Genomic DNA, 24,701 nt, shown 5'->3' with positions numbered 1-24,701 from the left:
TCCGCCCCGGAGCGCGCCCAACCCGGTCAGCCGGGGGTGACGAGCTCCGCCACCGCCGCCTCCAGCCCGGCGAGCCGCTCCCCGGCCCGCAGCTTCGCCGCCGCCAGGTCCCGCCCGGCGTCCTCGACCACCTCGAAGTAGCACTTGAGCTTCGGCTCGGTGCCGGACGGGCGGATCACCAGCCGCAGCCCGCCCGCACCGGTGATCAGCAGCCCGTCGGTCCTCGGCAGCAGGTCCCGCACCGACACCGCGGTGCCGGCCAGCTCGGTGGGCGGTTCGGCGCGCAGCCCGCGCATCGTCTCCGCGATCACGTCGAGGTCGGTGACGCGCACCGAGACCTGGCCGGTGCGGTGGACCCCGTGCTCGGTCGAGAGCTCGTCGAGCAGGTCGGGCAGGCCCCGGCCCGCCGCGCGCAGCGTCGCGGCCAGGTCGCAGGCCAGCACGGCGGCCGAGATGCCGTCCTTGTCCCGCACCCGCCGCGGGTCGACGCAGTGCCCCAGCGCCTCCTCGTAGGCGTACACCAGCCCGGTGCCTCGGCCGTCACCGGAGCGGACCAGCCACTTGAAGCCGGTCAGCGTCTCGTCGAAGCGGGCACCGTGGCGCGCGGCGATCGAGCGCAACATCGTCGAGGAGACGATCGTGGTCGCCACCAGCGGATCCGGCTCCGCCGCGCGGTCCAGCCCGGCGAGCACGTGCTCGCCGAGCAGCACCCCGGTCTCGTCCCCGCGCAGCATCCGCCAGCCGTCCCCGTCGCGGACGCCCAGCGCGCAGCGGTCCGCGTCGGGGTCCAGCGCGATCGCGAGATCCGCGCCGACCTCGGCGGCCAGCGCCAGCAGCAGGTCGGTGGCGCCCGGCTCCTCCGGGTTCGGGAAGCCCACGGTGGGGAAGTCGGGGTCCGGTTCGGACTGCTCGGCGACCTGGTGCACGTCCGTGAACCCGGCCGCCGCCAGCGCGCGCCGCAGCGGTTCCGCGCCCACTCCGTGCAGCGCGGTCGCGGCCACCCGCAGGGTGCGCGCGGAGCCGCGGGGGAGCGCCGCCATCGGGAGCAGGTAGTCCGCCAGCGCCCGCTCGTGCACCGTCCAGTCCGCCGCGCGCGGGACCTCGCGCGCGGGCGGGCTCGCCGCGATGCACCGCTCGATCTCCGCGTCCGCCGGACCGATCAGCTGGGTGCCGCCGGTGAGGTAGAGCTTGTAGCCGTTGTCCTGCGGCGGGTTGTGCGATGCCGTGATCTGCACCCCGGCCACGGCCTCCAGCGCGCGGGTCGCGTGCGCGAGCACCGGGGTGGGCAACGGACCCGGCAGCACCCGCACGTCGAAGCCCGCCGCGGCGAAGACCCCGGCGGCGTCCTCGGCGAACTCCCGCGAGCCGTGCCGGGCGTCCCGGCCGACCACGACGGTCCCGCCCCCGTGGCCCTGCCCGGTGAGCCAGTCGGCGACCCCGGCGCTGGTGCGCACCACCACGGCCCGGTTCATGCCGTTCGCCCCGGCCCGCACCGCGCCGCGCAACCCGGCGGTGCCGAAGGTGGGCAGGCCGGACATGCGCCGCGCCAGGTCGGCGGCGGCCGCCTGGTCGCCCGCCGTCGCGGCGGCCAGCACCTCCTCGAGCTCGGCCCGCGCGGCGGGATCCACGTCCGCGTCGATCCACTCCCGGGCGGCCTCGGCCACCGCCGGATCGAGTTCCCAGGTGCTGACCACGTCGTCACGCCCTCCGGTGTTGGAACCGCCTCTGGAATCGAGCGGTCAGGATCGTTCGACGAGGTCGTGCAGGAGCTTGCCCATCCGCCCGGCGGAGTCCCGGCCCGCGTCGAGCACCTCCTGGTGGTTCAGCGGCTGGCCGGAAAGACCGGCGGCCAGGTTCGTCACCAGCGACAGCCCGAACACCTCGGCCCCGGCGGCCCGCGCGGCGATCGCCTCGGCCACCGTCGACATGCCCACCAGGTCCACCCCGGCCGAGCGCAGCATCCGGATCTCCGCCGGGGTCTCGAAGTGCGGCCCGGGCAGCCCGGCGTACACGCCCTCCTCCAGGGTCCCGTCGATCTCGCGGGCGAGCCCGCGCAGCCGCGGCGAGTACAGGTCGGTGAGGTCCACGAAGTGCGGCCCGACCAGCGGGGATCGGGCGGTCAGGTTCACGTGGTCGCTGATCAGCACCGGCTGCCCGACCGACATGCCCTCGCGCAGTCCACCGGCGGCGTTGGTGAGCACGACGGTCCCGCACCCGGCGGCGACCGCGGTGCGCACCCCGTGCACCACCGAGTCCGTGCTCCCGCCCTCGTAGAGGTGGGTGCGCCCCAGGAACACCAGCACCTGCTTGCCCCCGACGGGGATCGACCAGATCAGCCCGCTGTGCCCGCTCGCGCTCGGCGGCGCGAAACCGGGCAGGTCGGACATGGTCACTTCGGCGGCCGGGCTGCCGATCTCCTCGGCGGCGGGCCGCCAGCCGGACCCGAGCACGACGGCGATGTCGTGGTGGGCCGCCCCGGTGCTCTCGGCGAGGGCGGCCGCGGCGGCGCTGGCGGTGGCGAACGGGTCAGTGGGAGTGGTCACGATCCACCAGCGTAGTCACCACCGGCCCCGCGGCCGACTCGCTGTCGCCGAACCCGAGTCCTGATCGTTGTCCCCGACCGCGCGGCCGAGGTCCCGTCACCGGAACCGCGACGGTCGCGCGGCCGGGGGAGGGGCCAGCGCGATCAGACGGTGATCCGGAAGCCCTCCAGCGCCGTGGTGAACAGCTCCTGGGCGCGCTCGCCCTGGTCCTCGGGGCTGGTGGCCCGCAGCACCCACAGATCACCGCCGCGCGGCATGAGCTGCGAGCTCGTTCGCCGCGGCACCTCGGTCACCGCCGGGCCCATCAGCCCGCCCAGCTCGCTGGTGTAGGTCAGCTGCCGGTCGGTCTCGCCGCTCTCGCTCTCCACGCCACCGATCGACTGGTCGCCGCGCAGCGCGAACACGCCGTGCTTCCCGGCCGAGCGCTCCGGCAGCGACTCGATGTAGTCCTGCGCGGTGAAGCCCTCGGCGTAGTAGTTCTGGAACCGCTCCACGGCGACCTCCTCCCGCCCGTCCGGCGAGACCAGGTAGACGACCATGCTCCGCCCCGGCTTGCTCCGGCTGCCCCGGAACACCTCCCAGCCCTCGGGCGCGACGACTTCGAACGCCCCGCCCGGGTCGCCGCCGCCGCGCTTGGCCTCGTCGACGTAGCGCGCCAGGCGCTCGACGTCGGGAGCGGGCGGGGCGGCCTCCGCGAACTCGGGCAGCACCGGTCGCCCGGCGAGCGCGCGAGTCCCGGCGAAGCCGCCGACCGCCGAGCCCGCGAACAGCACGATCGCGGCCAGCACCAGCCCGGCCGCGGCCCAGCGGAACCGCCGGCGGGGCCGGGGCGGCGGCTCGGAGAGCGCGAACGGCAGCGGCCCCGGATCGGCGGCGAGCTGGGCGGGTTCCTCGTCGGCGTCGGCGTCGGCCTCGGCGGTCCCCGGCGCGGTGGCGCTCGCGGGCTTGCGCACCTGCACCGTCGGCGCGTCCGGGTCGAGCAGCATCTCGAACGGCCGGGAACCCGAGGGCGGCAGCAGGTTCTGCACCTGCCTGCGCACCTCCTGGGGGGAGATCCGCCGCGACGGGTCCTTCACCATCAGCAACGAGATGATCTCGGCGATCGGTCCGAGGCGCTGCGGGGCGGGCACCGGGCCGCGCACCACCGAGGTGATCGTGGCCAGCGGGTCGTCGTTCGTGCCGTACGGCGCGGCGCCCTCGGAGGCGGCGAACAGCGTCGCGCCCAGACCCCACAGGTCGGCGGCCTCGGTCACCGCCTCGCCGGAAGCGATCTCCGGGGCGATGAACGCCGGGGTGCCCAGCATGATCCCGGTGCTCGTGATGGTGTGCTCGGAGACGTTGCGCGAGATGCCGAAGTCGCTGAGCTTGATCCGCCCGTCGTCGCCGATGAGCACGTTGCCCGGCTTGACGTCCCGGTGCACGATCCCGGCCCGGTGCGCGGCGTCGAGCGCGGCGGCCACGCCGTCGGCGACGAGGGCGAGCTGCTGGGTGCCGAGCGCGCCGTGCTCGCTGAGCACGGCGGCGAGGCTCTGCGAGGGGACCAGCTCCATGACGACGAACGGCTCGCCCTCGTGCCGGGCCACGTCGTAGAGCGTCACCACGTTCGGGTGGGTCACCAGCGCGATGGCGCGGGCCTCGCGGAGGGCGCGCTCGCGCAGCTCGGCGGCCTCGCCCTCGGGCATTCCCCGGGGCAGCAGCACCTCCTTCACCGCGACCGGCCTGCGCAGCAGCTCATCGGTCCCGGCCCAGACGATGCCCATCGCACCACCGCCGATGCGCTGGTCCAGCCGGTAGCGGTCCGCGATCAGCCGGCCCGCGCCGGGCGCGGCCTCTTCCTCAGTCGTCGGCACGCGCACATTCTCCCCCTCCCGTCCCACCGCCCCGGGGCGAGCCCGGTCGAGCACCGGCCAGCAGCGGGTACGACCCGGCGTGCGCTGCTGGAGTCCATTGGTCGGGACAGCGGTGTTACCAAAGGTGAAGTTTCCCACGCGTTCGGTTCCGCCGGGTGATCGCCCGGGGGCGCGAGATTTAGGCGGTCGCAACGGGAAACCCCGTTCGACCTGCGCCAGAGGCGCGGCCGGGGTCTGATCGACAAGGGTGACCGGAGGGGGCGATTCGGATAAGTTGGGCACGACCGGGACCACCGTCGGCGGGAGACAACCGCTCGACGACCCCGTCACGCACCAGTCGGCCACCGCCGCGCGCGGAGGGCGGTCGAGCGTGCTCCCAGGCAGGCCCCGTCGCACCGCGATGGGGCCGCGCGATGGTGGGCGCGGCGTGGGTGACGAACAATCCCACGGGGTCGCCCGGTCCACGGTCGTCGATCGCCGGCTCGCCGAGGAGGTGCCCTTGTCCGCGTTCGTCCTCGTCCACCTGCTGGTGGCCCTGGCGTTGCCGATGGTAGCCCGCCGCAACACCCGCGCGGCCTTCGCGATCGCCGCGGTACCGCCCGCCGCAGCACTGGTGTGGGTGCTGAGCAAGGCGGGCGCGGTGCTCAGCGGAGACGCGGTGGTCGAGGAGGTCCCGTGGTCACCGCTGCTGGGCCTGGAGTTCACCTTCCGCCTCGACGCGCTGGCGCTGCTGATGACGCTGCTGGTCGCGGGCATCGGGGTGCTGGTGCTGGTCTACTCGATCGGCTACTTCGCCCCGGGCAGCGGGGACGCGAAGCGCTCCGCCCCGCTGCTGCTGGCGTTCGCGGGCGCGATGTTCGGGCTGATCCTCGCCGACGACCTGCTCACCGCCTACGTGTTCTGGGAGCTGACCACCATCTGCTCCTTCCTGCTGGTGGGACAGGCCGGGGTGAGCCGGGAGTCGCGGCGCTCCGCGCTGCAAGCGCTCATGATCACCATGATGGGCGGCCTGGTGATGCTGCTGGGCTTCGTCGTCCTCGGTGAGGCGGCGGGCACCTACCGCATCTCCGAGATCATCGACGCCCCGCCGGGCGGTGCCCCGCTCGCCGTGGCCGCCTCGCTGATCCTCGTCGGCGCGCTCACCAAGTCCGCGCAGATGCCGTTCCACAACTGGCTTCCCACGGCGATGGTCGCGCCCACCCCGATCAGCGCCTACCTGCACGCCGCCTCGATGGTCAAGGCCGGGGTCTTCCTGGTCGCCCGGCTCGGCCCGGTCTTCCTGGGCGTCCCGCAGTGGTACGTGCCGATCACGGTGTTCGGCCTGATCACGATGGTCCTCGGCGGCTGGCGGGCGCTGCACGAGACGGACCTCAAGAAGCTGCTCGCCTACGGCACCGTCAGCCAGCTCGGCTTCCTCATGGTGCTGGTCGGGCAGGGAACCTACGCGGCAGCGCTGGCCGGGTCCGCGATGCTGCTGGCGCACGGGTTGTTCAAGGCGACGCTGTTCCTCGTCGTCGGCATCGTCGACCACCAGGCCGGGACCCGGGACGTGCGGGAGCTGTCCGGGCTCGGCCGCCGGATGCCCGCGCTGGCCGTGGTCGCCGTGCTCGCCGCCGCCTCGATGGCGGGTCTGCCGCCGATGCTCGGCTTCCTCGGCAAGGAGGCCGCGTTCGGGGCCTTCCTCGGCGGCGGTGGAACCGGGCTGCTCATCGATCTCGTGCTGGTCCTGGGCTCGGTGTTCACCGTCGCCTACAGCGCCCGGATGCTCTGGGGCGCGTTCGCGGACAAGCCCGGGGTCGCGGCGACCTCCGCGGCGCCGCCGAACGGAACGCTGCTGGTGCCCGCCGCGATCCCCGCGTTCGCCGGGGTGGTGCTCGGCGTCGGCTACCCGCTGACCGACGAGCTCGCCGGGGCCTACGCGGCCTCCTACGGCACCGGGACCGAGGTCCCGCACCTGGAGCTCTGGCACGGCTTCGAGCTGCCGCTGCTGTTCTCGATCATCGCGGTGGCCGGCGGGCTCTGGGCGCACGCGCGGCGCGCCCGGCTGACCGCGCTGCGCGACGCGCTGCCCAAGCCGCTCAACGCCCAGCGCGGCTACGAGCGGATCATGGCGCTGCTGGAGCGGACCGCGGTCGGCGTCACCGGTCGCACCCAGGTCGGTTCGCTGCCGACCTACCTCTCGATCCTGCTGCTCACGGTGCTCCTGGTCCCCGGCTCGGTGCTGCTGGCCCACCTGCACCTGCCGCCGGACATGGTGCTGTACCACAACGTGCTGCAGATCCCGCTGGCGCTGCTGGTGCTCATCGCGGCGATCGCGGTGGTGCGGGCCAAGCGCAGGCTCACCGCGGTGCTGCTGGTCGGCGTGATCGGTTACGGCATCGGCGGGCTGTTCATCGTCGACGGGGGACCGGACCTGGCGCTCGCGCAGTTCCTGGTGGAGACGCTGACTATGGTGGCCTTCGTGTTCGCGCTGCGGCGGTTGCCCGCGCGCTTCACCAAGGGCGACGCGGCCCGCTCGCTGCGCTGGCCGAAGCTGGCGCTGTCGGTCGCCGGTGGCGTGGTGATCGCGGTGGCCGCGGTGCTGTTCAGCGCCGCCCGCCAGGCCCCGCCGGACGCCAGCGCCGACTTCCTCGCGCAGTCCGAGAAGGGCGCGGGCGCCACCAACGTCGTGAACGCGATCCTGGTGGACTTCCGCGCCTTCGACACGGTCGGCGAGATCTCGGTGCTCGCCGTCGCCGCCACCGGCGTCGCCAGCCTCGTGCTGGCCTCCCGCTTCGATCGCAGGCGCCGCAGCTCGCGCAGCGCCTCCAACACCGCCCTCGCCGACCGCCCCGCCGCGGTCTCGGGGAGCGGCGGGCGCCACGAGGAGGTGCAGGAATGAGCGACCCCCGGAACACCGCCGCCCGCAACGGGCAGCGACCCGGCGCACCGTGGACCGCCTGGGACGCCCCGCGGGAGCGCTGGCTGCTGTCCGGCTTCCCCCGGGACGGCCGGGAGCGGGCCGTGCTCCTCGAACTCGCGGCGCGGATCGTGTTCCCCACCGTGCTGGTGCTGTCGATCTACCTGCTGTTCGCCGGGCACGACCGCCCGGGCGGCGGGTTCAGCGGCGGCCTCGTCGCCGGTCAGGCGTTCGCGCTGCGCTACCTCGCGGGCGGCCGGATGGACGACAGCGCGATCATCTCGCTCCGCCCGCCGGTGCTGATCGGGTTGGGGCTCACCATCGCCACCCTCACCGGTTTCGTCCCGCTGCTGGTCGGCGGCCAGCTGCTGGAGAGCGCGATCTACAAGATCAGCCTCCCGCTGCTGGGAGAGATCAAGTTCGTGACCAGCATCGTGCTCGACATCGGCGTCTACCTGCTGATCGTCGGGGTGGTGCTCGACCTGCTGCGGACCCTCGGGTCCGGCATCGAAGCCGACGCGCTCGCAGCGGAGAGGGGGCAGGCGTGACCACCGACATCACCGTCAACCTGACCATGGCGATCGTGCTCGCCGCGCTCTACTCGGCCGGGTTCTACCTGCTCATGCAGCGCTCGCTGATGCGGATCCTGATCGGCACGGTGATCGTCGGGCACGGCGCCAACCTGCTGCTGCAGCTGGCCGGCGGCCCGCCCGGGCGAGCGCCGATCCTCGGCTCCGCCGGACCGGAGCAGATGACCGATCCGCTGCCGCAGGCCATGGCGCTGACGGCGATCGTCATCACGTTCGCGCTCACCACCTTCCTGCTCGCCCTCGCCTACCGGTCCTGGGTCCTGCTCGGGCACGACGAGGTGCGCGACGACGTCGAGGACCGCCGGATCCGGCGGCTCGAACGCAGGCTCGCGGAGTCCGAGGACGAAACAGTGGAGGACGAGATGGAACGGGAGGCCACCAGGTGACCGTCCTCGTCGCCCTGCCGGTCCTGCTGCCGCTGGCCGCCGCCGGGATGTCGCTCGCGCTGGGCCGGTTCGCCGACTTCCAGCGCATCATCGGGCTCGTGGTGCTCGCGGCGATCATCGCCGACGCCGCGTTCCTGCTCTACGTCACCGACCGCACCGGCCCGGTGGTGCTGCAGGTCGGCGGCTGGGCGGCGCCCGCGGGCATCACGCTCATCGCCGACCGGCTCTCCGCGCTGCTGCTCGTCGTGTCCGCGGTGGTGACCCTCGCGGTGCTGATCTACTCGATCGGGCAGCGGCTCACCGACTACGGCCGGGAGCGCGCCAGCACGACGTTCCACCCGATGTACCTGGTGCTCTGCGCCGGGGTGTCGCTGGCCTACCTCGCGGGCGACCTGTTCAACCTGTTCGTCGCCTTCGAGATCATGCTGTCCTCCTCGTACGTGCTGATCACGCGGCGCACCACGGCCAGCCGGGTGCGCGCGGGCATGACCTACGTGATCGTCAGCCTCACGTCCTCGCTGCTGTTCATCACCATGATCGCGCTGGTGTACGCCGCGACGGCCACGGTGAACCTGGCCGATCTCGGCGGCAAGGTCGCGCAGCTGCCGGAGGGCCTGCAGGTGGCGCTCGGGTTGCTGATGGTGATCGTGTTCGGGGTGAAGGCGGCGATGGTGCCGCTGCACTTCTGGCTGCCCGACAGCTACCCGACCGCGCCCGCGCCGGTCACGGCCGTGTTCGCCGGGCTGCTCACCAAGGTCGGCATCTACGCGCTGATCCGCACCCAGACGCTGGTGTTCAGCCACGACCACACCTGGACGCTGATGCTGGTGATCGCCCTGATCACCATGCTGGTCGGCGCACTGGGCGCCCTCGCGCAGAACGACCTCAACCGGATGCTGTCGTTCCTGCTGGTCAGCCACATCGGGTACATGCTGTTCGGGCTCGGCGTCTACGACGTCACCGGCCTGACCGGGGTGATCCTCTACGTGGTGCACCACATCACCGTGCAGGCCACGCTGTTCCTGGTCAGCGGGTTGATCACGCGGCACACCGGTACCGTCGCGCTGAGCCGGATGGGCGGGCTGGCCAAGGCCGCGCCGATGATCGCGGTGCTGTTCGCGCTGCCCGCGCTGAGCCTCGCCGGGGTGCCGCCGTTCTCCGGCTTCGTCGCGAAGCTGGCGCTGCTGCAGGCGGGCATCGCCGCCGGAACCCCGACCGCCTACGTGGTCACGGCCGGAACGATCCTGACCAGCCTGCTCACCCTGTACGCGGTCGCCCGGGTGTGGACCCGCGCGTTCTGGGGCCAGGTGCGAGCGCCCGAACCGGATCCGGACCCCGACGACGAGCTCGTGGTCGGCACCGGGAACTCCACCCGCCCGATGGTGGCCGCCACCGGGGTGCTGGTCACCGCGAGCGTCGTCATCGCCCTGGTCGCCGGCCCGCTGGCCGCGGTGAGCGCGCGGGCGGCCGAGGACCTGATGCACGGCGACACCTACCGCGAAGCGGTGCTGGGAGGTGCCGCCCGATGACCTCTCCCGCCCGCCGGGCCCTGCGCCGGGTGCCGCTGGTGCTGTGGCTGACCGCCGTCTGGATCCTGCTGTGGGGCCGGCTGGATCCCGGCACCGTCCTGTTCGGACTGCTGGTCGCGCTGCTGATCAGCGTGCTGTTCCCGCTGCCCCCCGTGACCACCAACATGGTGGTGCGGCCGCTGGCGCTGCTGCGGCTGATCGCGTACCTGGCCGCGGACCTCGTGGTCTCCACCGCGCGGGTGTCGTGGCAGGCGCTGCGGCACGGTCCGCGGACCACCGCGGGCATCGTCTCCGTGACGCTGCTGACCGACTCCGACCACCTGACCGCGATGGTCGCCAACGCCGTGTCGCTGGCGCCCGGCAAGTTCGTGCTGCAGATCGACCGCGTGCGGCGCACCTGCTACGTCTACGCGCTCGGGATGCGCGCCGGCGGCGAGGACGCGGTGCGCCGCGACGTCCTCGGGCTGGAGCGGCGGATCGTGCGGGCCGTCGGCTCCGCGCGGGAGCTGGAGATCGTCAGCCGCGTCGCGCGGGACGCCGGGATCGCCGAGGAGGGACCCTGATGGACGTCGTGTTCGCCGTGACCTTCGCGCTGCTGTGCCTGGCGGTGCTGCTGTCCCTGATCAGGCTGATCCTGGGGTCCTCGACGCTGGACCGGATCGTGGCGCTGGACGTGATCCTCACCCTCATCGTCGCCGGGACCTGCGTGAGCATGGGGTGGCTGCGGGACAGCTCCAACATCGCGCTGCTGGCGGCGTTCGCGCTGCTGACCTTCATCGGCTCGATCAGCGTGGCCCGCCTCGTCGAGAAGAAGGAGCCGTACCGGTGAACTGGCTCGATGTGATCTCCGGGAGCTGCCTGGTGCTCGGGGCGCTGTCCTGCCTGCTCGGGTCGATCGGGCTGCTGACCTTCCCGGACGTCACCGCCCGCTTGCAGGCCGCGACGAAGCCCCAGACGCTCGGGCTGATCCTGATCCTCATCGGCACCGCCCTGCGGCTGGACCTCAACAACTCGGTGGCGCTCGGCCTGGTCGCGCTCTTCCAGATGCTCACGGCGCCGGTGCTGGCCCAGCTGGTCGGGCGCGCGGCGTACCGCACCGACAGCATCCGGCGGGAGACCCTGGTGATCGACGAGATGGGCGAGCGCATCGAGCGCGAACGCGACGGCGGCTGAGCCCGTCGCTGCCGGTACCGTTCGCCTCGGAGGGTGTGCGGTGTCTCACGACCGGCCAACCGCGATGCGCGAGGAGCGTCTTCCCGCACACCAGGGCAGCACGGGGAACGAGGAGCAGCAGTGGCCATGCGCATCGGACCGATCGCCGCGGCGACGATCGCGGGGCTCTGCCTCGCCGGGTGCGGCAGCGCACCGGTAGCCGCCCCAGCTCCGGAACCGCCCGCGGTGGTGACGGTTCCGCAGGCCCTCGAACCCGCGCCCCCGACGACCGCCGAGCCGACGTCCGCCGACGTTCGCCCGACCGGGGAGCAGGGGGGCGGGGCCACCAGCACCGGCACGGTGCCCTCCGAAACCGAGACCAGCGAGCAGGAGCCGGAGCAGCCGACCTCGCAGCCGGACACCTCCGACCAGCGGTGCGGGACCATCACCAACAAGGCGGGCACCAGCTACCGCGTCTACGCCACCAGGGACAGCGGTTCGTCCCTGGGCTGCGCCGAGTCCGAACGGGTGATGAGGAAGTACCTGTCGCTTCCCGCGGACCAGTACGAGGGCAGCGGGCGATTCGCCAGCTTCGAGGGCTACAGCTGCGCGATGACCCCGAAGGACCGTCAGCAGGCGACCTGCGGCAAGCAGGGGTTGGGCGCCTACATCACCGGGTGAGCGGTGTTGCGACGATCCGGGCAACCTCGCGCGCGGGGCAGCGTCGGCCCCGCGCGATGTGATCAAATGGCCTGGTGCGGCGGCCCGCCGCCGCGAAGCGCTGCGTGGAGAGGTGTGGAGAGCTGATGGCACGCATGGGGCGACTGCTCGGGGCTCTGGCGCTCGGGGGAGTCCTGCTGCTCTCGCCGTCGGCCGGGGACACCGCGCTGGCCGCGACCGCGCCGCCGGCGCCCGCCGCCGCGACCGCGACGGTCGCTCAGGACGAGCCCACCGCGCCGCCCGGGCCGGACCTCGACGGTGGTCGGAGCGCGGCGGAGGACAAGCAGCGGCTCGTGATCGGCATCGCGGGCATCGCGCTCATCGCGGCGGTCCTGCTCTCCAGGAAGGCGCGCAAGCGCCCGGTGTTCAGCTTCAAGTGGAAGAGGTAGGGCTTTCCCTCACCCACCGCTCTGGCGAAAAGGGCGACGCGGTCGGTTTTCGGCATTCTTTCCGAAGATTTCGGGCTATGGCCTGGACCTGGCGGGCTAACCTGTGGGATTTTCACAACTGCACGAGATGTGCGGGCATCCTCCGGGACGCCTCGCGCTCTCGGCGGGACGGTGCACCAGTTGGGGTTTCACCCCTCGCAGACGTGGGCCGGCACCGGGAAGCCCCCCGACCGGTGCCGGCCCACACCCTCCCGCTCCCGTCCGCCGCCTCGGATGCCCGACCGTCCGCTCGGGCCGATGCCGGGGAATTCGCCGCCCGAGCCGCGCAGTGGTGCGCGGCGCTCTCCTGGCCGGCTGAAATCCGCCGAAGAAGTTGAACGCGGAACTTCTACTCCCGGACTGAACACCGGTCACCGCTGAGCGCAATCCGCCGACCGGCTGGCGTTCGGCGACTCGGGTGCGGCGTTCGGCGCTCCGGGAATCGTGCAGGATGGTTCGCACATGAACCAGGAACCGACCGCCTCCGAGGAGCGCTCCGCCGACGCGCGGGCCCGACAGCTCTGCCGGGACGCCGTGCGGCGCCACGAGCCCGCCCTCGTCGAGCTCGCCCGCCGGCTGCACGCCGAGCCCGAGACCGCGTTCGCCGAGCACCGGAGCTCGGCCGCCGTCGCCGGGCTGCTCGCCGAGCACGGCTTCGAGGTCCGGACGCCGGTCGCGGGCCTGGACACCGCTTTCACCGCCGATCGCGGCGGCGGGGATCTCGTCATCGGCATCTGCGCGGAGTACGACGCGCTGCCCGAGATCGGGCACGCCTGCGGGCACAACATCATCGCCGCCGCAGCGGTCGGTGCCGCGCTCGCGCTGGCCGAGGTCGCCGACGAGCTCGGCATCACCGTCCGGGTGCTCGGCACCCCGGCCGAGGAGCTCGGCGGCGGCAAGGTGCTCATGATCGAGCGCGGTGCCTTCGACGGGCTCGCGATGGCGATGATGGTGCACCCCGGCCCGGAGGAGGTCTGCGCGCCCCGCTCGCTGGCCATCAACGACCTGGAGGTGCGGTACTCGGGCCGGGCCGCGCACGCCGCCGCCGCGCCCGAGCTCGGCGTCAACGCGGCCGACGCGCTCACCGTCGCCCAGGTGGCGGTCGGGCTGCTGCGCCAGCACCTCGAACCCGGCCAGATGGTGCACGGTATCGTCACGGCAGGCGGCGCCGCACCGAACGTCGTGCCCGCGAACACCGCGGCGATGTACAACCTGCGGGCCGCCGGGTCGCCTTCCTTGGAGCGCCTGGAGAACCGCATCCGGGCCTGCTTCGAGGCGGGTGCGACGGCGACCGGCTGCACCCACGAGGTCGTGCAGGTCTCGCCGGTGTACGCCGAGCTGAGCTGCGACGAAGGCCTTTCCGAGGCGTACCGCCGGGCCATCACCGAGCTCGGCAGGCAGCCGGTGCCGCGCTCCGGCCAGGCCGATCGGGTCATCGGGAGCACCGACATGGGCAACGTGACCCAGCTGCTGCCCGCGATCCACCCGATGATCGCGCTGGACTGCGGTGACGCCGTCACCCACCAGGCGGAGTTCGCCGCCGCCTGCGCGACGCCGTCCGCCGATCGCGCCGTGCTCGACGGAGCGCTGGCGATGGCGTGGACGGCCGTGGCGGCGGCGACCGAACCCGGGCTGCGGGCGCGGCTGGCGTCCTCGGCCCACGACCGCCCGGTTCGAACCGGGAAGCCCCCCGCGGCCGGGACGGAGCAGCTCTCCGGCCCGGTCCGCGAGCGATGCACGTCGGGAGGCGTGGCGTGACGGTAGTGGACTCTCGCGGCCCGGAGCCGCGCAGGACACCGAGCAACGGAGGACTCGACGCCGTGTCCGGAGTGGACGCGTGGCGGGAGGCGGAGCTCGGCGCGAGCCCGTCCGGCGGGCCGATCGGCGACGACGGCGACACCATGTCCGTCGTGGGATCCGATGGTCACGGCGCGCTGGAGGACCTGGGCGCCGGCCGCGGCCCGGCCTGGCTGGACGCCTGGATCGCGGCGAACGCGGGCAACGTGCTCGCCTGGCGCAGGCACATCCACCAGCATCCCGAGCTCTCCCGCGCGGAGCACGGCACCACCGCGTTCCTCGCGGAACGGCTCACCGAGGCGGGATTGACCCCGCGCGTGCTGCCCGGCGGCACCGGGCTGCTGTGCGATCTCGGGCCGGAGACCGCCCAGCCGCGGCGCACCGTAGCGCTGCGCGCGGACATCGACGCGCTGCCGCTGACCGAGGCGACCGGCCTGCCGTTCTCCTCGCGGACCGAGGGTGCCGCGCACGCCTGCGGGCACGACGCGCACACGACGATCCTGCTGGCCGCGGCCCTGGCGATGGCCACCGGGCCGGGACTGCCGGGCCGGATCCGGCTGATCTTCCAGCACGCCGAGGAGGTCATGCCGGGCGGCGCGCTGGACGTGCTGGCCGCGGGCGGGCTGGACGGGGTGGAGCAGATCTTCGGGCTGCACTGCGATCCGCGCCTGCCGGTCGGCCGGGTCGGGGTGAAGGAGGGCGCGATCACCTCCGCGAGCGACCTGCTGGAGCTGCGGTTGAACTCGCCCGGCGGACACACCTCGCGCCCGCACCTCACAGCCGACCTGGTGCACGCGCTGGGCACGGTGATCACCGGGTTGCCGACCTTGCTGTCCCGCCGGGTGGACCCGCGCACCGGCACGGTGCTGACCTGGGGCGCGGTGCACGCGGGGGAGGCGCCGAACGCGATCCCGCAGACCGGCTCGCTCACCGGCACCCTGCGCACCGGGGACCGGGACACCTGGGCCGAGCTGGAGCCGCTGACCCGGGAGCTGGTCGCGGGGCTGCTGGCGCCGCTGGGCGTGGGCTTCGACCTGCACCACCGCCGCGGGGTGCCGCCGGTGGTCAACGACGCGGCGAGCACGCAGCTCATGGCCGGTGCGATCCGCGGGGCGCTGGGCGACCACGCGGTCACGGACACCCCGCAGTCCTCCGGCGGTGAGGACTTCGGGTGGTACCTGGAGCACGTGCCCGGCTCGTTCGTGCGGCTCGGGGTGCGCTCCGGGCAGGCGCGGGCGCGGGACCTGCACCAGCCGACGTTCGATCTCGACGAGCGGGCGCTGCTGGTCGGCGTCCGGGTGATGGTCGGAACCGCGCTGGCGGCCCTGACCCGGTGAGGGGAGCGGGCCGCTCGACGGCCCGCCCCGCTGGGCGTGGTGGCGGCAGCGCTCCTCGCTTCACCCGATCGGGATGTATCTGTTCGGGGGTTCGCGGCCTCTTAGAGGTATGAGCGCGAACCTGCTGACCTCCACCCGTCCCGCCCCCGCCGATGCGGTCCGGGCACCGGCGCCGACCGCGCCGCGGGGCGCCCCGCCGCTCGACACCCGCGCGCTGGAGCCACCGCCCGCGACGGCTCGTCCGGGACCGGACGCGCCGCCGTCCTCGATGCACGGTGCCCTCACCCGCTGCGCGGCGGAGCGGGCGTTCGGCGCGGAGGAGCTGAGCGCCGCGCTCGACGGCGGGAGCTGGACCGAACCCTGGCCTGGCGTGGTGCTGCCCGCCTCGAAGGCGCGCGACCCGCTGGCCCGCGCCGAGGCCGCCCTGCTGCGCGCCGGACCGCACTCGGTGCTCAGCGGTCCCACGGCGGCCGCGATGCACGGCTGCACCGAGGCCGACGACCGGCTGGTGCACGTCGCCGTGCCCTACCACCGGCAGCCGCGAGCGGTTCCGCGGTTGGTGGTCCGGCAGAGCTGGATCCGGGAGGCCGACGTGGTCGAGCTGGACGGCTTGCGGGTGCACGCGCTGGACGTGGCGCTCACCGAGATGCTCTGCACCGGTGACGGCCGGACCGCTCTGGCCTGCCTCGAGCAAGCCCTGGCGGTGCTCGGTGACTCGGCGCCGCACTTCCGCGCCGTGGTGGCCGAGCGGCTCGCCCGCAGGCGGGATCGGCGCGGCACCCGGCGGGCCGGTGAGCTGGTGGAACTCGCCCGCCTCGGTCCCACCCGCGCGGCACCGGTCGTGGCGCGCGTCGAGGCCGCGCCGCCGGGGCGCGGCGGCCCCGGAGGTGTGTCGTGATCGGCTTCCGGGACGTCGCACGAACACTGGTGATGTCCGCACCCCGATGCGTTATGTTCGGCGACGAGCCCGGCCCGCCGCCCCGCCCCCGCGCCCGGCGCGGTGCCGCGCGGGAGCGGCGGGGCCGCGGGATGAGGAGGACGCGAGGTGTCACCACGGCGCGAGCGGTTCGCGGCGGAGCTCCCGGTGCCGGAGCGGGCGTCGCGGTCGGTGTCGGGCCTGCCCGAGGTGGTCCCCGGCGGTGGTTCGGCGGAGTCGCGCGCGGCGCGCGGCGAGCCGATCGAACTGGTGCTGCTGGACGTGGGCGGCCCGGTCTACGACGACGCCTGGTACCGGGAGGCGCTGCTGCGGGCGACCTGCGAACTGGTCGCGGAGCGCGGCGAGGTGTTGCTGGAGGCGGATTTCCAGCGCGTCTACGACGAGCGGCGGCAGTCGCAGCGCGGCTCCCTGCGCACCGCGATCGCCGAGCACTTCCTCGGTGCGGGGGAGCGGCAGCGGCTGTCCGATCGTGCCGAGAGCTACTGGTTCTACCCGCCCTCCGCGCTGCACCCGGACGCGCTGCCCGCCTTGCGGCAGCTCTCGCCGCACTACCAGGTCGCCGTGGTGGCCAATCAGCGCGCGCTGGTCGCCGACTCGCTGCGGCGCGACGGCGTGGCCCCGTTCATCGACCACTGGGCGATCTCGGAGGTCGTCGGAGCGGCCAAGCCGGACCCGGCGATCTTCCGGCACGCGCTGGAGAGCGCGGGGGTGGCGCCGCGGAACGCGGTGCACGTCGGGAACCGGCTGGACTCGGACGTGCGCGGGGCGCAGGGGCTGGGTCTGCGCACGATCTGGGTGGTGCGCGGCGAGGCGCCCCCGGAGCCGACCCCCGAACAGCTGGGCGAACCGGACATCGCGGTGTTCTCGATGGCCGACGTCCCCGCCGCGGTGGAACGCCTCCAGCGCCCTGCCCGGGTCTAGATCCGGCGCGCTCCACCGGGACGTCGCGGCCTCGCGGCTCGTCCCGCGCGGCGGGCGGCGCGGCGCCGTCCGCGATGATCAGGTCGGTCTCGGCGCCGAGCCGATCACGGCCCGACGTTGCCGCAGGGCCGGGTGCGCAGCTTCGCCACGTAGTCCTCGGGCGCACCGGCCGCCTCGGCGGCATCGGCCATCACGCCGAGGTACCGGGCCGAGGGCAACCCGCCCTCGTAGGCGTCGAGCACGTACAGCCAGGCGAGCACCGGGCCGTCCAGGGTCTGCACGCGCAGCCGCAGCTTCTTGTGCATCCCCAGCTCGGACCCCTCCCACCGGTCGAGCTTCCGTTCGTCCTCGGGGCTGACGTCATACAGCACGGTGAAGACCTGCTCGCCGGGGTGCTCGACGATCGTCGCCAGCGCCCCTTCCCAGCCGTAGTCCTCACCACCGAAGGTCAGCCGCCAGTCCATCAGCCAGCCCGTTCCCGCCAGCGGGGAGTGCGGGGCTCGCTCGGTCATCTGGGCCGGATCCATGTTGGACCCGTACGCGGCGTACAGCGGCACGCCCCACAGGGTAGCGATCGATCGCGCGTCTGTCGGAGTGGACCGCGTCACCGCGCCGGTGAGTCGCGCGGCGAACGCGGCGAACCGGCGGGTACCGCCCGAATCGCCGGGGCCCGCGCCGACATAGGGTGGGTCCGGCGCCCACAAGGCTCGTTACACGGGGAGGAACGCGAAGTGACCCGCATCGTGATCATGGGAGGTGGGCCTGCCGGTTACGAGGCGGCCCTGGTCGCAGCGCAGAACGGCGCGGACGTCACGCTCGTCGAACCGGACGGCCTCGGCGGGGCCTGCGTGCTCTACGACTGCGTGCCCTCCAAGACCTTCATCGCCTCCGCCGGAGCGCGGTCCTCGGCGCGCGACGTGAGCGAGCTGGGCGTCCGCACCGACCCGGAGGGCGTCGCCGTGGACACCGCCGTGGTGCACGGCCGGGTCAAGGGGCTGGCGCTCGCCCAGTCCGCGGACATCCGGGCCCGGGTCCGCCGGGAGGGCGTCAAGATCATCGCGGGCCGGGCGCGCTTCACCAACCCGGCGCACGGCCTGGCCCAGCACCGGATCGGTGTGCAGCGCAACGACGGCGGCGAGGAGGAGCTGACCGCCGACGTGGTGCTCATCGCCACCGGCGCCACTCCCCGGGTGCTGCCGGGCGCGGTGCCGGACGGGGAGCGGATCCTCAGCTGGCGCCAGCTCTACGACCTGCCCGAGCTGCCCGAGCACCTCGCCGTGATCGGCTCGGGGGTCACCGGCGTCGAGTTCGCCTCCGCCTACACCGAGATGGGCGTCAAGGTCACGATGGTCTCCAGCCGGGACCGCGTGCTGCCGCACGAGGACGCCGACGCGGCCGGGGTGCTGGAGGAGGTCTTCGCCGAACGCGGGACCGAGGTCGTCAAGCACGCCCGCGCCGAGAGCGTCGAGCGCACCGAGAAGGGCGTGGTCGTGCACCTCGCCGACGGTCGGCAGGTCGAGGCCAGCCACGCCCTGATGACCGTGGGCTCGGTGCCCAACACCGAGGACATCGGACTGGAGCGGATCGGTCTCGAGGTGGACCGCGGCGGTTACGTCAAGGTGGACCGGGTCTCCCGCGCGAAGGTGCCCGGCGTCTACGCGGCCGGCGACTGCACCGGTCTGCTGCTGCTCGCCTCGGTCGCGGCGATGCAGGGCCGCATCGCGATGTGGCACGCGCTCGGCGAGGGAGTCAGCCCGATCAAGCTCAAGACCGTCGCGGCCAACGTGTTCACCCACCCCGAGATCGCCACCGTCGGCATCAGCCAGCAGTCCATCGACTCCGGCGAGGTGCCCGCGCGGACCGTGACGCTGCCGCTGGCCACCAACCCGCGGGCGAAGATGGAGGGGCTGCGCCGCGGCTTCATCAAGGTGTTCTGCCGCCCGCAGACCGGCGTGGTCATCGGTGGCGTGGTGGTCTCGCCGAACGCCAGCGAGCTGGTGCTGCCGATCGCGCTGGCGGTGCAGAACCAGATCACGGTCGAGAACCTGGCGAACACCTTCTCCGTCTACCCCTCGCTGTCGGGCTCGCTGACCGAGGCCGGGCGCCAGCTGATGCGCCACGACGACCTCGACTGAGCAGTCCCGGCGGCGTCGTCCGCACCCGGGAGGCGTGCCGATGGGAACACCGGTCCTGATCTACGACGGCGACTGCGGGTTCTGCACCCGCAGCGTCCGAATCGCCGCGCGGCTGCCGCTCCGGGCGCGGATCGCGCCCTGGCAGGAGGCGGACCTCGCCGCGCTGCGCACCACCGAGCAGCGCGCCCGGCACGAGGTGCTGTGGGTGGACGAGCGCGGTGCGGTCTCCGGCGGCGCCGCCGCGGTCGCCGCGCTGCTGCGGCACTGCGGGTTCCCGTGGTCGGTGCCGGGATTCCTGCTGTCGCTGCCGGTGCTGCGCGCGGTCGCCGCGCTGGTGTACCGGGCGATCGCGGCCAACCGCCACCGGCTGCCCGGAGCGACGCCCGCCTGCGCGCTGCCGCCTGAGCGGAGACCCGGAGCCTGACCCGCCACCCGGCCGGTCGGCCGGGGTCGAGCCGAAAGTATGAGAACCTCCCGATTCCACGGCCTATCGATCTACTGGACCGCGCCACTTCGGCCGATCCGCGACCGCGCGGTCCGCTCGTAGATTCATCCGGGTCAGGGGTGGCGGAGGAGCGCGGGTGGCGCCGCCACGGGGCATCAGGCGGATGCCACCCGCGTCAGCACGTGAGGCAGGCAGGAATGAACGGCAACAAGGCTTTCGCACCCGAGTACCAGGGCGCGCTGCGGGACATGTCCGTCAACACCGCGTACGAGGACGTCCTGGACCAGGCCCTCCAGCAGGAGCGCGCGGCGTTCGGGGACGTCGCGCGGGCGAAGCTTGCCGTCGCCGAGGCCTGCCGCAGGCTCGGGCGCCTGGAGGACGCCGAGCTGGCGTGGCGGTCCAGCTACCGCGCCGCCCGCACCGCGGGCGACGACGGGGCGCGGGCCTGGGCGCTGTGGAGCGGTGGGACGCTGGCCCGCCAGCGCGGCAGGCTGAACCTGGCGCTGCGCTGGCTCGCCTGGGGACGCGACCTCGCGCTGGAGGCCGGGGACATCACCGCCTACGGCTACGCCTTCGCCGGGGTCGCCGAGACCGTGCGCATCCAGGGCGACTTCGAGCAGGCCCGCGGCCTGCACGAGCACGTGCTCACCGAGGCCCGCAAGCGCGACGAGTCCCGGCACGTCGTGTGGGCGCTGGAGGGCCTCGCCCAGATCGAGCGCAACACCGGGGACCTGACCTCCGCCGCGCAGCGGTTCGAGGAGGCCGCGGAGGTGGCCGAGTCCTCCGGGGACGACCGCGGGCACGCCTGGGCGCTGCGCGGCCAGGCCGACGTGCTCTCGCTGCGCGGCGACCACGAGCAGGCCCTAGTGCTGCTGTCCCGCGCCGAGCGGACCTGCCGCCGGATGGACCTCTCCAGCGCCCTCGCCTACAACCGCAAGATGCGCGGCAACGTGCACTTCCGCTCCGGGGCCTACTCGGAGGCGGCGCGCACCTACCGGGACGCGCACGAGAAGTTCCGGGCGATCCGCGAGCCGCGCGGCATGGCGCTGGCCCGCCTCGGCCTGCTCAAGAGCCTCGACCGCCTGGGTCGCCCGGCGGACGCGACCATGGCCGAACTCGTCGAGCTGCGCGACGGCCTCAACGCCAACGAGCTGTGGCAGACCCGCCGGATGGTCGAGGAGGCCATCGCCGAGCGCACCACCTGATCCGTCCCGACGCACCGCCCCGCCGACCGAGCACCAGGGTCCGCGGGGCGGTTCCGCGTTCCGCGCCGGAAAAGGAGACGACGGAACCGGGATCGCCGGGCTACCGTGCCGCCGTGGTCGAACACCAGCTCCCCCTCTGATCCGCGTGCTCCCGCGGACCCCCCGCCGTTCGAGGCGGTGAACCCGGCGCGCCCGGCTCCCGAGCGGTCCCGCGAGCTCAGCCGCCGTCCGCTCGCGCTCGCGAGCGCCCTCCACCGCACGAAATCGGAGAACCCGGTGCCCCACCCCGCGCACATCGCTTTCATGGCCGTGCCCGCGCACGGCCACATCAACCCGGGGCTCGGCCTCATCGCCGAGCTGACCGCCCGGGGCCACCGCGTCACCTGCGCCGTCACCGAGGACTTCGCACCGCAGGTCGCCGAGGCCGGAGGCGAGCCGGTCCGGTACGACTCGACGCTGCCCTCGGCGGCGACCCAGCAGGAATGGCCGGAGGACCAGGCCGCGGCGGTCCTGCTCTTCGTCGACGAGATGATCTCGGTGCACCCGCAGCTGGCCGAGGCCTACGCCGCGGACCGGCCGGACCTGGTCGTCCACGACATCGGGGCGCTGCAGGCCCCGGTGCTCGCGCACGAGTGGGGGGTGCCCGCGATCTGCCTGTCCCCGACGCACGTGCGGTTCGAGGGGATCGAGGAGGTCTTCGGCTTCGACGACGATCCCGGGTTGCGGGCGGTGCACGCCAAGGCCGACGCCTTCTTCGCCGAGCGCGGGGCGCCGCTGACCTTCGCGACCCTGGACCAGCAGCGCAGCGTGGTCGCCATCCCGCGCTCGTTCCAGTACTTCGCCGATTCGGTCGCGGCGAACCACGAGTTCGTGGGCCCGATGCTGACCGAGCGGAAGTTCCAGGGGACCTGGCGGCGTTCGGGTGATCGTCCGGTGCTGCTCATCTCGATGGGTTCGGCGTTCACCGACCAGCCGGAGCTGTACCGCGCCTGCCTGGAGGCGTTCGGCGGGCTGGACTGGCAGGTGGTGCTGAGCATCGGCAGGGTCGTCGACCCTGCGGTGCTGGGGGAGGTGCCGCCGAACGTGGAGGTGCACCGGTGGGTGCCGCAGCTCGACGTCCTCGCGCAGGCCGATGCCTTCCTCACCCACGCGGGCATGGGCGGCACGATGGAGGCCCTGCACTCGGGTGTGCCGATGATCGCCGTCCCGCAGGCCGCTGACCAGTTCGCGAACGCGGCGCGGGTCGCGGAGCTCGGCCTGGGCGTGCACCTGCCGAAGGAGGACGTCACCCCGGAGGCGCTGCGGGAGGCGTTGCACCGGGTGTCCACCGATCCCGAGGTGCTGGCCGGGGCGGCGGCGATGCGGCGGGAGATCCGCGCGGCCGGCGGAGCCCGGCGCGCCGCGGAGATCGTCGAAGCGCACCTGTGACGACGCGCCGGCGGGATTGATCGCGCGCCGCCGGGCGCCCACCCGGCGCCGCGCGGTCGCGTCGCGCCGCTCCCCGAGCGGGCGGCGTGGAAGAACCGAGAGCGCGACGGAGCGGTAGTCCGGCGGAGCGCGCCCCGCGGCGCCGCGAGCCGGGCGGGCCTCGGGACGGCGGGGACGCGCCGCGAAATTCGGTACCTCCGCGTCGCGGCGAGGAGCAGACTTCCGCTCATGGAGCCACGCGAGGAACTGCACCTGGACGGGGTCCACCTGCGCCGGTGGCGGCTGGAGGACGCCGGGCCGGTGCTGGGGGCGGTGACCGAGTCGCTGGAGCACCTGGCGCCGTGGATGCCCTGGGCGGTCCCGGGCTACGGCATGAAGGAGGCCACCGACTTCGTCGGGAAGAACGTCCGGGAGTGGGACGAGGGCACGACCTTCAACTACGCGATCCTCGCCCCGGACGGCCAGGTCGTCGGCTCGGCCGGCCTGATGGCGCGGATCGGGCCGGGCGGGCTGGAGATCGGTTACTGGCTGCACCGCGACTTCGTCGGGCGCGGCATCGCGCGCCTGGTGACCCGGGGACTGGTGGCGGAGGCCTTCCGGGCGGGCGTCGAACGGGTGGAGATCTGGCACGACGAGCTCAACGAGCGCAGCGGGGCGATCCCGCGCGAACTCGGCTTCCGTGAGGTGGACCGGGTGCCGGCGGCGCCGGAGCACCGGTCGGCGGCGGGCAGCGGCGTCCTCGTCGTGTGGCGGCTGACCTCGGCCGAGGCGGCGGGTCGGCGGGCTCCCCGCGGGGGGGAGCCCGCCCCGTCGATCAGGCCCAGTCGAAGGTCTTCGTGACCGCCTTCTGCCACTGCTGGTACTCGTGGGCGCGGCGTTCCTCCGGCATCACCGGGTCCCACTGCTTGTCCTTCGCCCAGTTCGCCCGGATGTCCTCTTCCCCGGACCAGAAGCCGACGGCGAGCCCGGCGGCGTAGGCGGCGCCCAGCGCGGTGGTCTCCCGCACGGTCGGGCGGATCACCGGGACGCCGAGGATGTCGGCCTGGAACTGCATGAGCAGCTCGTTGCCGACCATGCCGCCGTCGACCTTGAGCGACTTCAGCGGCACCCCGGAGTCGGCGTTCATCGCCTCGATGACCTCGCGGGTCTGGAACGCCGTGGCCTCCAGCACCGCGCGGGCCAGGTGACCTCGGTTGACGAACCGGGTGAGCCCGACGATCGCGCCGCGCGCGTCGGAGCGCCAGTGCGGTGCGAACAGCCCGGAGAAGGCGGGGACGAAGTACGCGCCGCCGTTGTCCTCCACGCTGCGGGCGATCTGCTCGATCTCGGGGGCGCTGCCGATCATCCCGAGGTTGTCCCGCAGCCACTGCACCAGCGAGCCGGTGACCGCGATGGAGCCCTCCAGGCAGTACACCGTCTCGTTCGAGCCGATCTTGTAGCCGACCGTGGTGAGCAGCCCGTTGCCGCTGAGCACCGGCTCGGTCCCGGTGTTGAGCAGCAGGAAGTTGCCGGTGCCGTAGGTGTTCTTGGCCTCGCCCGGCGAGAGGCAGGCCTGCCCGAAGGTCGCGGCCTGCTGGTCGCCGAGGATGCCCGCGATGGGCAGCCCGCCGAACACCCCGCGCTCGCGGAAGTGCCCGTAGACCTCGGAGGAGGAGCGGATCTCCGGCAGCATCGCGGTCGGCACGCCGATCTCGCGGCAGATGTCCTCGTCCCACTCCAGCTTCTCCAGGTCCATCAGCAGGGTCCGGGAGGCGTTGGTGGGGTCGGTGACGTGCAGGCCGCCGTCGGGGCCGCCGGTGCTGTTCCACAGCACCCAGGTGTCCATGTTGCCGAACAGCAGCTCGCCCTTGTCGGCGCGGGCCCGCACCCCGTCCACGTTGTCCAGGATCCAGCGGATCTTGGTGCCGGAGAAGTACGGCGAGAGCGTCAACCCGGTCTTGGCGTGGAAGCGGTTCTGCCCGCCCTCGCGCGCCAGCTCGTTGACGATCGAGTCGGTGCGGGTGTCCTGCCAGACGATCGCGTTGTAGACGGGCTTGCCGGTGTTCTTGTCCCAGACCACGGTCGTCTCGCGCTGGTTGGTGATGCCGACCGCGGCGATCTCGGAGTTCACCAGGTCGGCCTTGGCCAGCGCCCCGGCGCACACCTGGCGGGTGTTGCTCCAGATCTCCTCCGGGTCGTGCTCGACCCAGCCGGCCTTGGGGAAGATCTGCCGGTGCTCGACCTGGTCGACGGCCACCACCCGGCCCCCGTGGTCGAAGATCATGCAGCGGGTGGAGGTGGTGCCCTGGTCGATGGCGGCGACGTAGGAGGCCATGATGTCGTCCTTTTCGATGGAGTCCGAGGTGTGCGGGCAGTGAGGCGAGTGTCGCCCGCGTCGGGCGCCCGGGCAGTTCCCGAGG

General features: G+C 73.5%; 23 protein-coding genes. 18 read left to right on the top strand and 5 right to left on the bottom strand.

All coding sequences use genetic code 11. The features are described from left to right. Window positions 1-26 precede the first annotated feature (26 nt). The 3 genes from ACL03H_RS17930 to ACL03H_RS17920 form a co-directional block, all read right to left on the bottom strand. Complete coding sequence (locus tag ACL03H_RS17930) at window positions 27-1,694, bottom strand: phospho-sugar mutase (RefSeq protein ID WP_412812396.1); 1,668 nt, start codon at window positions 1,692-1,694, stop codon at window positions 27-29. Window positions 1,695-1,739: 45 nt separating this feature from the next. Next, the gene (locus ACL03H_RS17925) at window positions 1,740-2,543 is read right to left on the bottom strand and encodes a purine-nucleoside phosphorylase (protein ID WP_412812395.1); all 804 of its coding nucleotides are present in this window, start codon (window positions 2,541-2,543) and stop codon (window positions 1,740-1,742) included. Between the two features lie 143 nt (window positions 2,544-2,686). Continuing rightward, the gene (locus ACL03H_RS17920) at window positions 2,687-4,393 is read right to left on the bottom strand and encodes a serine/threonine-protein kinase (protein WP_412812394.1); all 1,707 of its coding nucleotides are present in this window, start codon (window positions 4,391-4,393) and stop codon (window positions 2,687-2,689) included. A 499-nt stretch (window positions 4,394-4,892) separates the two neighbouring features. Here ACL03H_RS17920 and mbhE point away from each other — a divergent pair, with 499 nt between their 5' ends. From mbhE to ACL03H_RS17855, 13 genes are all read left to right on the top strand, one after another. Next, window positions 4,893-7,274, top strand: coding sequence for a hydrogen gas-evolving membrane-bound hydrogenase subunit E (gene mbhE / locus ACL03H_RS17915; protein ID WP_412812393.1), 2,382 nt, complete (start codon window positions 4,893-4,895; stop codon window positions 7,272-7,274). Then, window positions 7,271-7,840 carry an MnhB domain-containing protein gene (locus ACL03H_RS17910; protein WP_412812392.1) on the top strand — a complete coding sequence of 190 codons (570 nt, stop codon included), beginning with the start codon at window positions 7,271-7,273 and terminating at the stop codon, window positions 7,838-7,840. Before mbhE ends, ACL03H_RS17910 begins: the two co-directional genes overlap by 4 nt. A gap of 8 nt (window positions 7,841-7,848) precedes the next feature. Further along, window positions 7,849-8,268 carry a Na(+)/H(+) antiporter subunit C gene (locus ACL03H_RS17905; RefSeq protein WP_412812426.1) on the top strand — a complete coding sequence of 140 codons (420 nt, stop codon included), beginning with the start codon at window positions 7,849-7,851 and terminating at the stop codon, window positions 8,266-8,268. Continuing rightward, a complete protein-coding gene (locus ACL03H_RS17900) occupies window positions 8,265-9,797 on the top strand; it encodes a Na+/H+ antiporter subunit D (RefSeq protein ID WP_412812391.1) in 1,533 nt (510 codons plus the stop codon). Before ACL03H_RS17905 ends, ACL03H_RS17900 begins: the two co-directional genes overlap by 4 nt. Continuing rightward, a complete protein-coding gene (locus ACL03H_RS17895) occupies window positions 9,794-10,360 on the top strand; it encodes a Na+/H+ antiporter subunit E (protein ID WP_412812390.1) in 567 nt (188 codons plus the stop codon). Before ACL03H_RS17900 ends, ACL03H_RS17895 begins: the two co-directional genes overlap by 4 nt. Beyond that, window positions 10,360-10,626 (top strand): monovalent cation/H+ antiporter complex subunit F, encoded by a 267-nt coding sequence (locus tag ACL03H_RS17890; protein ID WP_412812389.1) that lies wholly within the window; start codon window positions 10,360-10,362, stop codon window positions 10,624-10,626. Before ACL03H_RS17895 ends, ACL03H_RS17890 begins: the two co-directional genes overlap by 1 nt. After that, window positions 10,623-10,970 carry a monovalent cation/H(+) antiporter subunit G gene (mnhG, locus tag ACL03H_RS17885; protein ID WP_412812388.1) on the top strand — a complete coding sequence of 116 codons (348 nt, stop codon included), beginning with the start codon at window positions 10,623-10,625 and terminating at the stop codon, window positions 10,968-10,970. Before ACL03H_RS17890 ends, mnhG begins: the two co-directional genes overlap by 4 nt. A gap of 126 nt (window positions 10,971-11,096) precedes the next feature. Continuing rightward, window positions 11,097-11,630, top strand: a complete 534-nt coding sequence (locus tag ACL03H_RS17880) for a hypothetical protein (protein WP_412812387.1) — start codon at window positions 11,097-11,099, stop codon at window positions 11,628-11,630. 125 nt (window positions 11,631-11,755) lie between these two features. After that, window positions 11,756-12,058: a hypothetical protein gene (locus ACL03H_RS17875; protein ID WP_412812386.1), complete on the top strand. Its 303-nt coding sequence runs from the start codon at window positions 11,756-11,758 to the stop codon at window positions 12,056-12,058. A gap of 501 nt (window positions 12,059-12,559) precedes the next feature. After that, window positions 12,560-13,855, top strand: a complete 1,296-nt coding sequence (locus ACL03H_RS17870; protein ID WP_412812385.1) for an amidohydrolase — start codon at window positions 12,560-12,562, stop codon at window positions 13,853-13,855. A gap of 143 nt (window positions 13,856-13,998) precedes the next feature. Continuing rightward, a complete protein-coding gene (locus ACL03H_RS17865; protein ID WP_412812425.1) occupies window positions 13,999-15,231 on the top strand; it encodes an amidohydrolase in 1,233 nt (410 codons plus the stop codon). 109 nt (window positions 15,232-15,340) lie between these two features. Next, window positions 15,341-16,129: a hypothetical protein gene (locus tag ACL03H_RS17860; protein WP_412812384.1), complete on the top strand. Its 789-nt coding sequence runs from the start codon at window positions 15,341-15,343 to the stop codon at window positions 16,127-16,129. A gap of 147 nt (window positions 16,130-16,276) precedes the next feature. Then, window positions 16,277-17,089, top strand: a complete 813-nt coding sequence (locus ACL03H_RS17855) for an HAD family hydrolase (RefSeq protein WP_412812383.1) — start codon at window positions 16,277-16,279, stop codon at window positions 17,087-17,089. Between the two features lie 104 nt (window positions 17,090-17,193). On the opposite strand, the gene ACL03H_RS17850 is transcribed toward ACL03H_RS17855, so the two are convergent. Beyond that, window positions 17,194-17,646, bottom strand: coding sequence for a gamma-glutamylcyclotransferase (locus ACL03H_RS17850; RefSeq protein WP_412812382.1), 453 nt, complete (start codon window positions 17,644-17,646; stop codon window positions 17,194-17,196). Between the two features lie 174 nt (window positions 17,647-17,820). On the opposite strand from ACL03H_RS17850, the gene ACL03H_RS17845 reads away from it, so the two are divergent. The 5 genes from ACL03H_RS17845 to ACL03H_RS17825 all read left to right on the top strand — a co-directional run bounded on the left by ACL03H_RS17845 (window position 17,821) and on the right by ACL03H_RS17825 (window position 23,142). Next, window positions 17,821-19,224, top strand: a complete 1,404-nt coding sequence (locus ACL03H_RS17845; protein ID WP_412812381.1) for an NAD(P)H-quinone dehydrogenase — start codon at window positions 17,821-17,823, stop codon at window positions 19,222-19,224. Window positions 19,225-19,264: 40 nt separating this feature from the next. Continuing rightward, complete coding sequence (locus ACL03H_RS17840) at window positions 19,265-19,648, top strand: thiol-disulfide oxidoreductase DCC family protein (protein WP_412812380.1); 384 nt, start codon at window positions 19,265-19,267, stop codon at window positions 19,646-19,648. A gap of 218 nt (window positions 19,649-19,866) precedes the next feature. Then, window positions 19,867-20,874 (top strand): tetratricopeptide repeat protein, encoded by a 1,008-nt coding sequence (locus tag ACL03H_RS17835; protein WP_412812379.1) that lies wholly within the window; start codon window positions 19,867-19,869, stop codon window positions 20,872-20,874. A gap of 276 nt (window positions 20,875-21,150) precedes the next feature. Continuing rightward, window positions 21,151-22,302: a macrolide family glycosyltransferase gene (locus ACL03H_RS17830; RefSeq protein ID WP_412812378.1), complete on the top strand. Its 1,152-nt coding sequence runs from the start codon at window positions 21,151-21,153 to the stop codon at window positions 22,300-22,302. Window positions 22,303-22,530: 228 nt separating this feature from the next. Further along, complete coding sequence (locus tag ACL03H_RS17825) at window positions 22,531-23,142, top strand: GNAT family N-acetyltransferase (protein ID WP_412812377.1); 612 nt, start codon at window positions 22,531-22,533, stop codon at window positions 23,140-23,142. On the opposite strand, the gene glpK is transcribed toward ACL03H_RS17825, so the two are convergent. After that, a complete protein-coding gene (gene glpK / locus ACL03H_RS17820; RefSeq protein WP_412812376.1) occupies window positions 23,117-24,616 on the bottom strand; it encodes a glycerol kinase GlpK in 1,500 nt (499 codons plus the stop codon). The two genes, ACL03H_RS17825 and glpK, sit on opposite strands and share 26 nt — an antisense overlap. Window positions 24,617-24,701: the final 85 nt, after the last annotated feature.

This window comes from Saccharopolyspora antibiotica, assembly GCF_047200635.1.
Classification (GTDB): Bacteria; Actinomycetota; Actinomycetes; order Mycobacteriales; family Pseudonocardiaceae; genus Saccharopolyspora_C.
This window is presented reverse-complemented; position numbering and strand designations above follow the sequence as displayed.

Bases quoted from the DNA above. Each gene is read 5' to 3' on its own strand.
- ACL03H_RS17910 (WP_412812392.1), top strand. From the start codon at position 7,271: ATGAGCGACCCCCGGAACACCGCCGCCCGCAACGGGCAGCGACCCGGC.
- ACL03H_RS17895 (WP_412812390.1), top strand. From the start codon at position 9,794: ATGACCTCTCCCGCCCGCCGGGCCCTGCGCCGGGTGCCGCTGGTGCTG.
- ACL03H_RS17890 (WP_412812389.1), top strand. From the start codon at position 10,360: ATGGACGTCGTGTTCGCCGTGACCTTCGCGCTGCTGTGCCTGGCGGTG.
- ACL03H_RS17880 (WP_412812387.1), top strand. From the start codon at position 11,097: ATGCGCATCGGACCGATCGCCGCGGCGACGATCGCGGGGCTCTGCCTC.
- ACL03H_RS17875 (WP_412812386.1), top strand. From the start codon at position 11,756: ATGGCACGCATGGGGCGACTGCTCGGGGCTCTGGCGCTCGGGGGAGTC.
- ACL03H_RS17870 (WP_412812385.1), top strand. From the start codon at position 12,560: ATGAACCAGGAACCGACCGCCTCCGAGGAGCGCTCCGCCGACGCGCGG.
- ACL03H_RS17865 (WP_412812425.1), top strand. From the start codon at position 13,999: ATGTCCGTCGTGGGATCCGATGGTCACGGCGCGCTGGAGGACCTGGGC.
- ACL03H_RS17860 (WP_412812384.1), top strand. From the start codon at position 15,341: ATGAGCGCGAACCTGCTGACCTCCACCCGTCCCGCCCCCGCCGATGCG.
- ACL03H_RS17840 (WP_412812380.1), top strand. From the start codon at position 19,265: ATGGGAACACCGGTCCTGATCTACGACGGCGACTGCGGGTTCTGCACC.
- ACL03H_RS17835 (WP_412812379.1), top strand. From the start codon at position 19,867: ATGAACGGCAACAAGGCTTTCGCACCCGAGTACCAGGGCGCGCTGCGG.
- ACL03H_RS17825 (WP_412812377.1), top strand. From the start codon at position 22,531: ATGGAGCCACGCGAGGAACTGCACCTGGACGGGGTCCACCTGCGCCGG.
- glpK (WP_412812376.1), bottom strand. From the start codon at position 24,616: ATGGCCTCCTACGTCGCCGCCATCGACCAGGGCACCACCTCCACCCGC.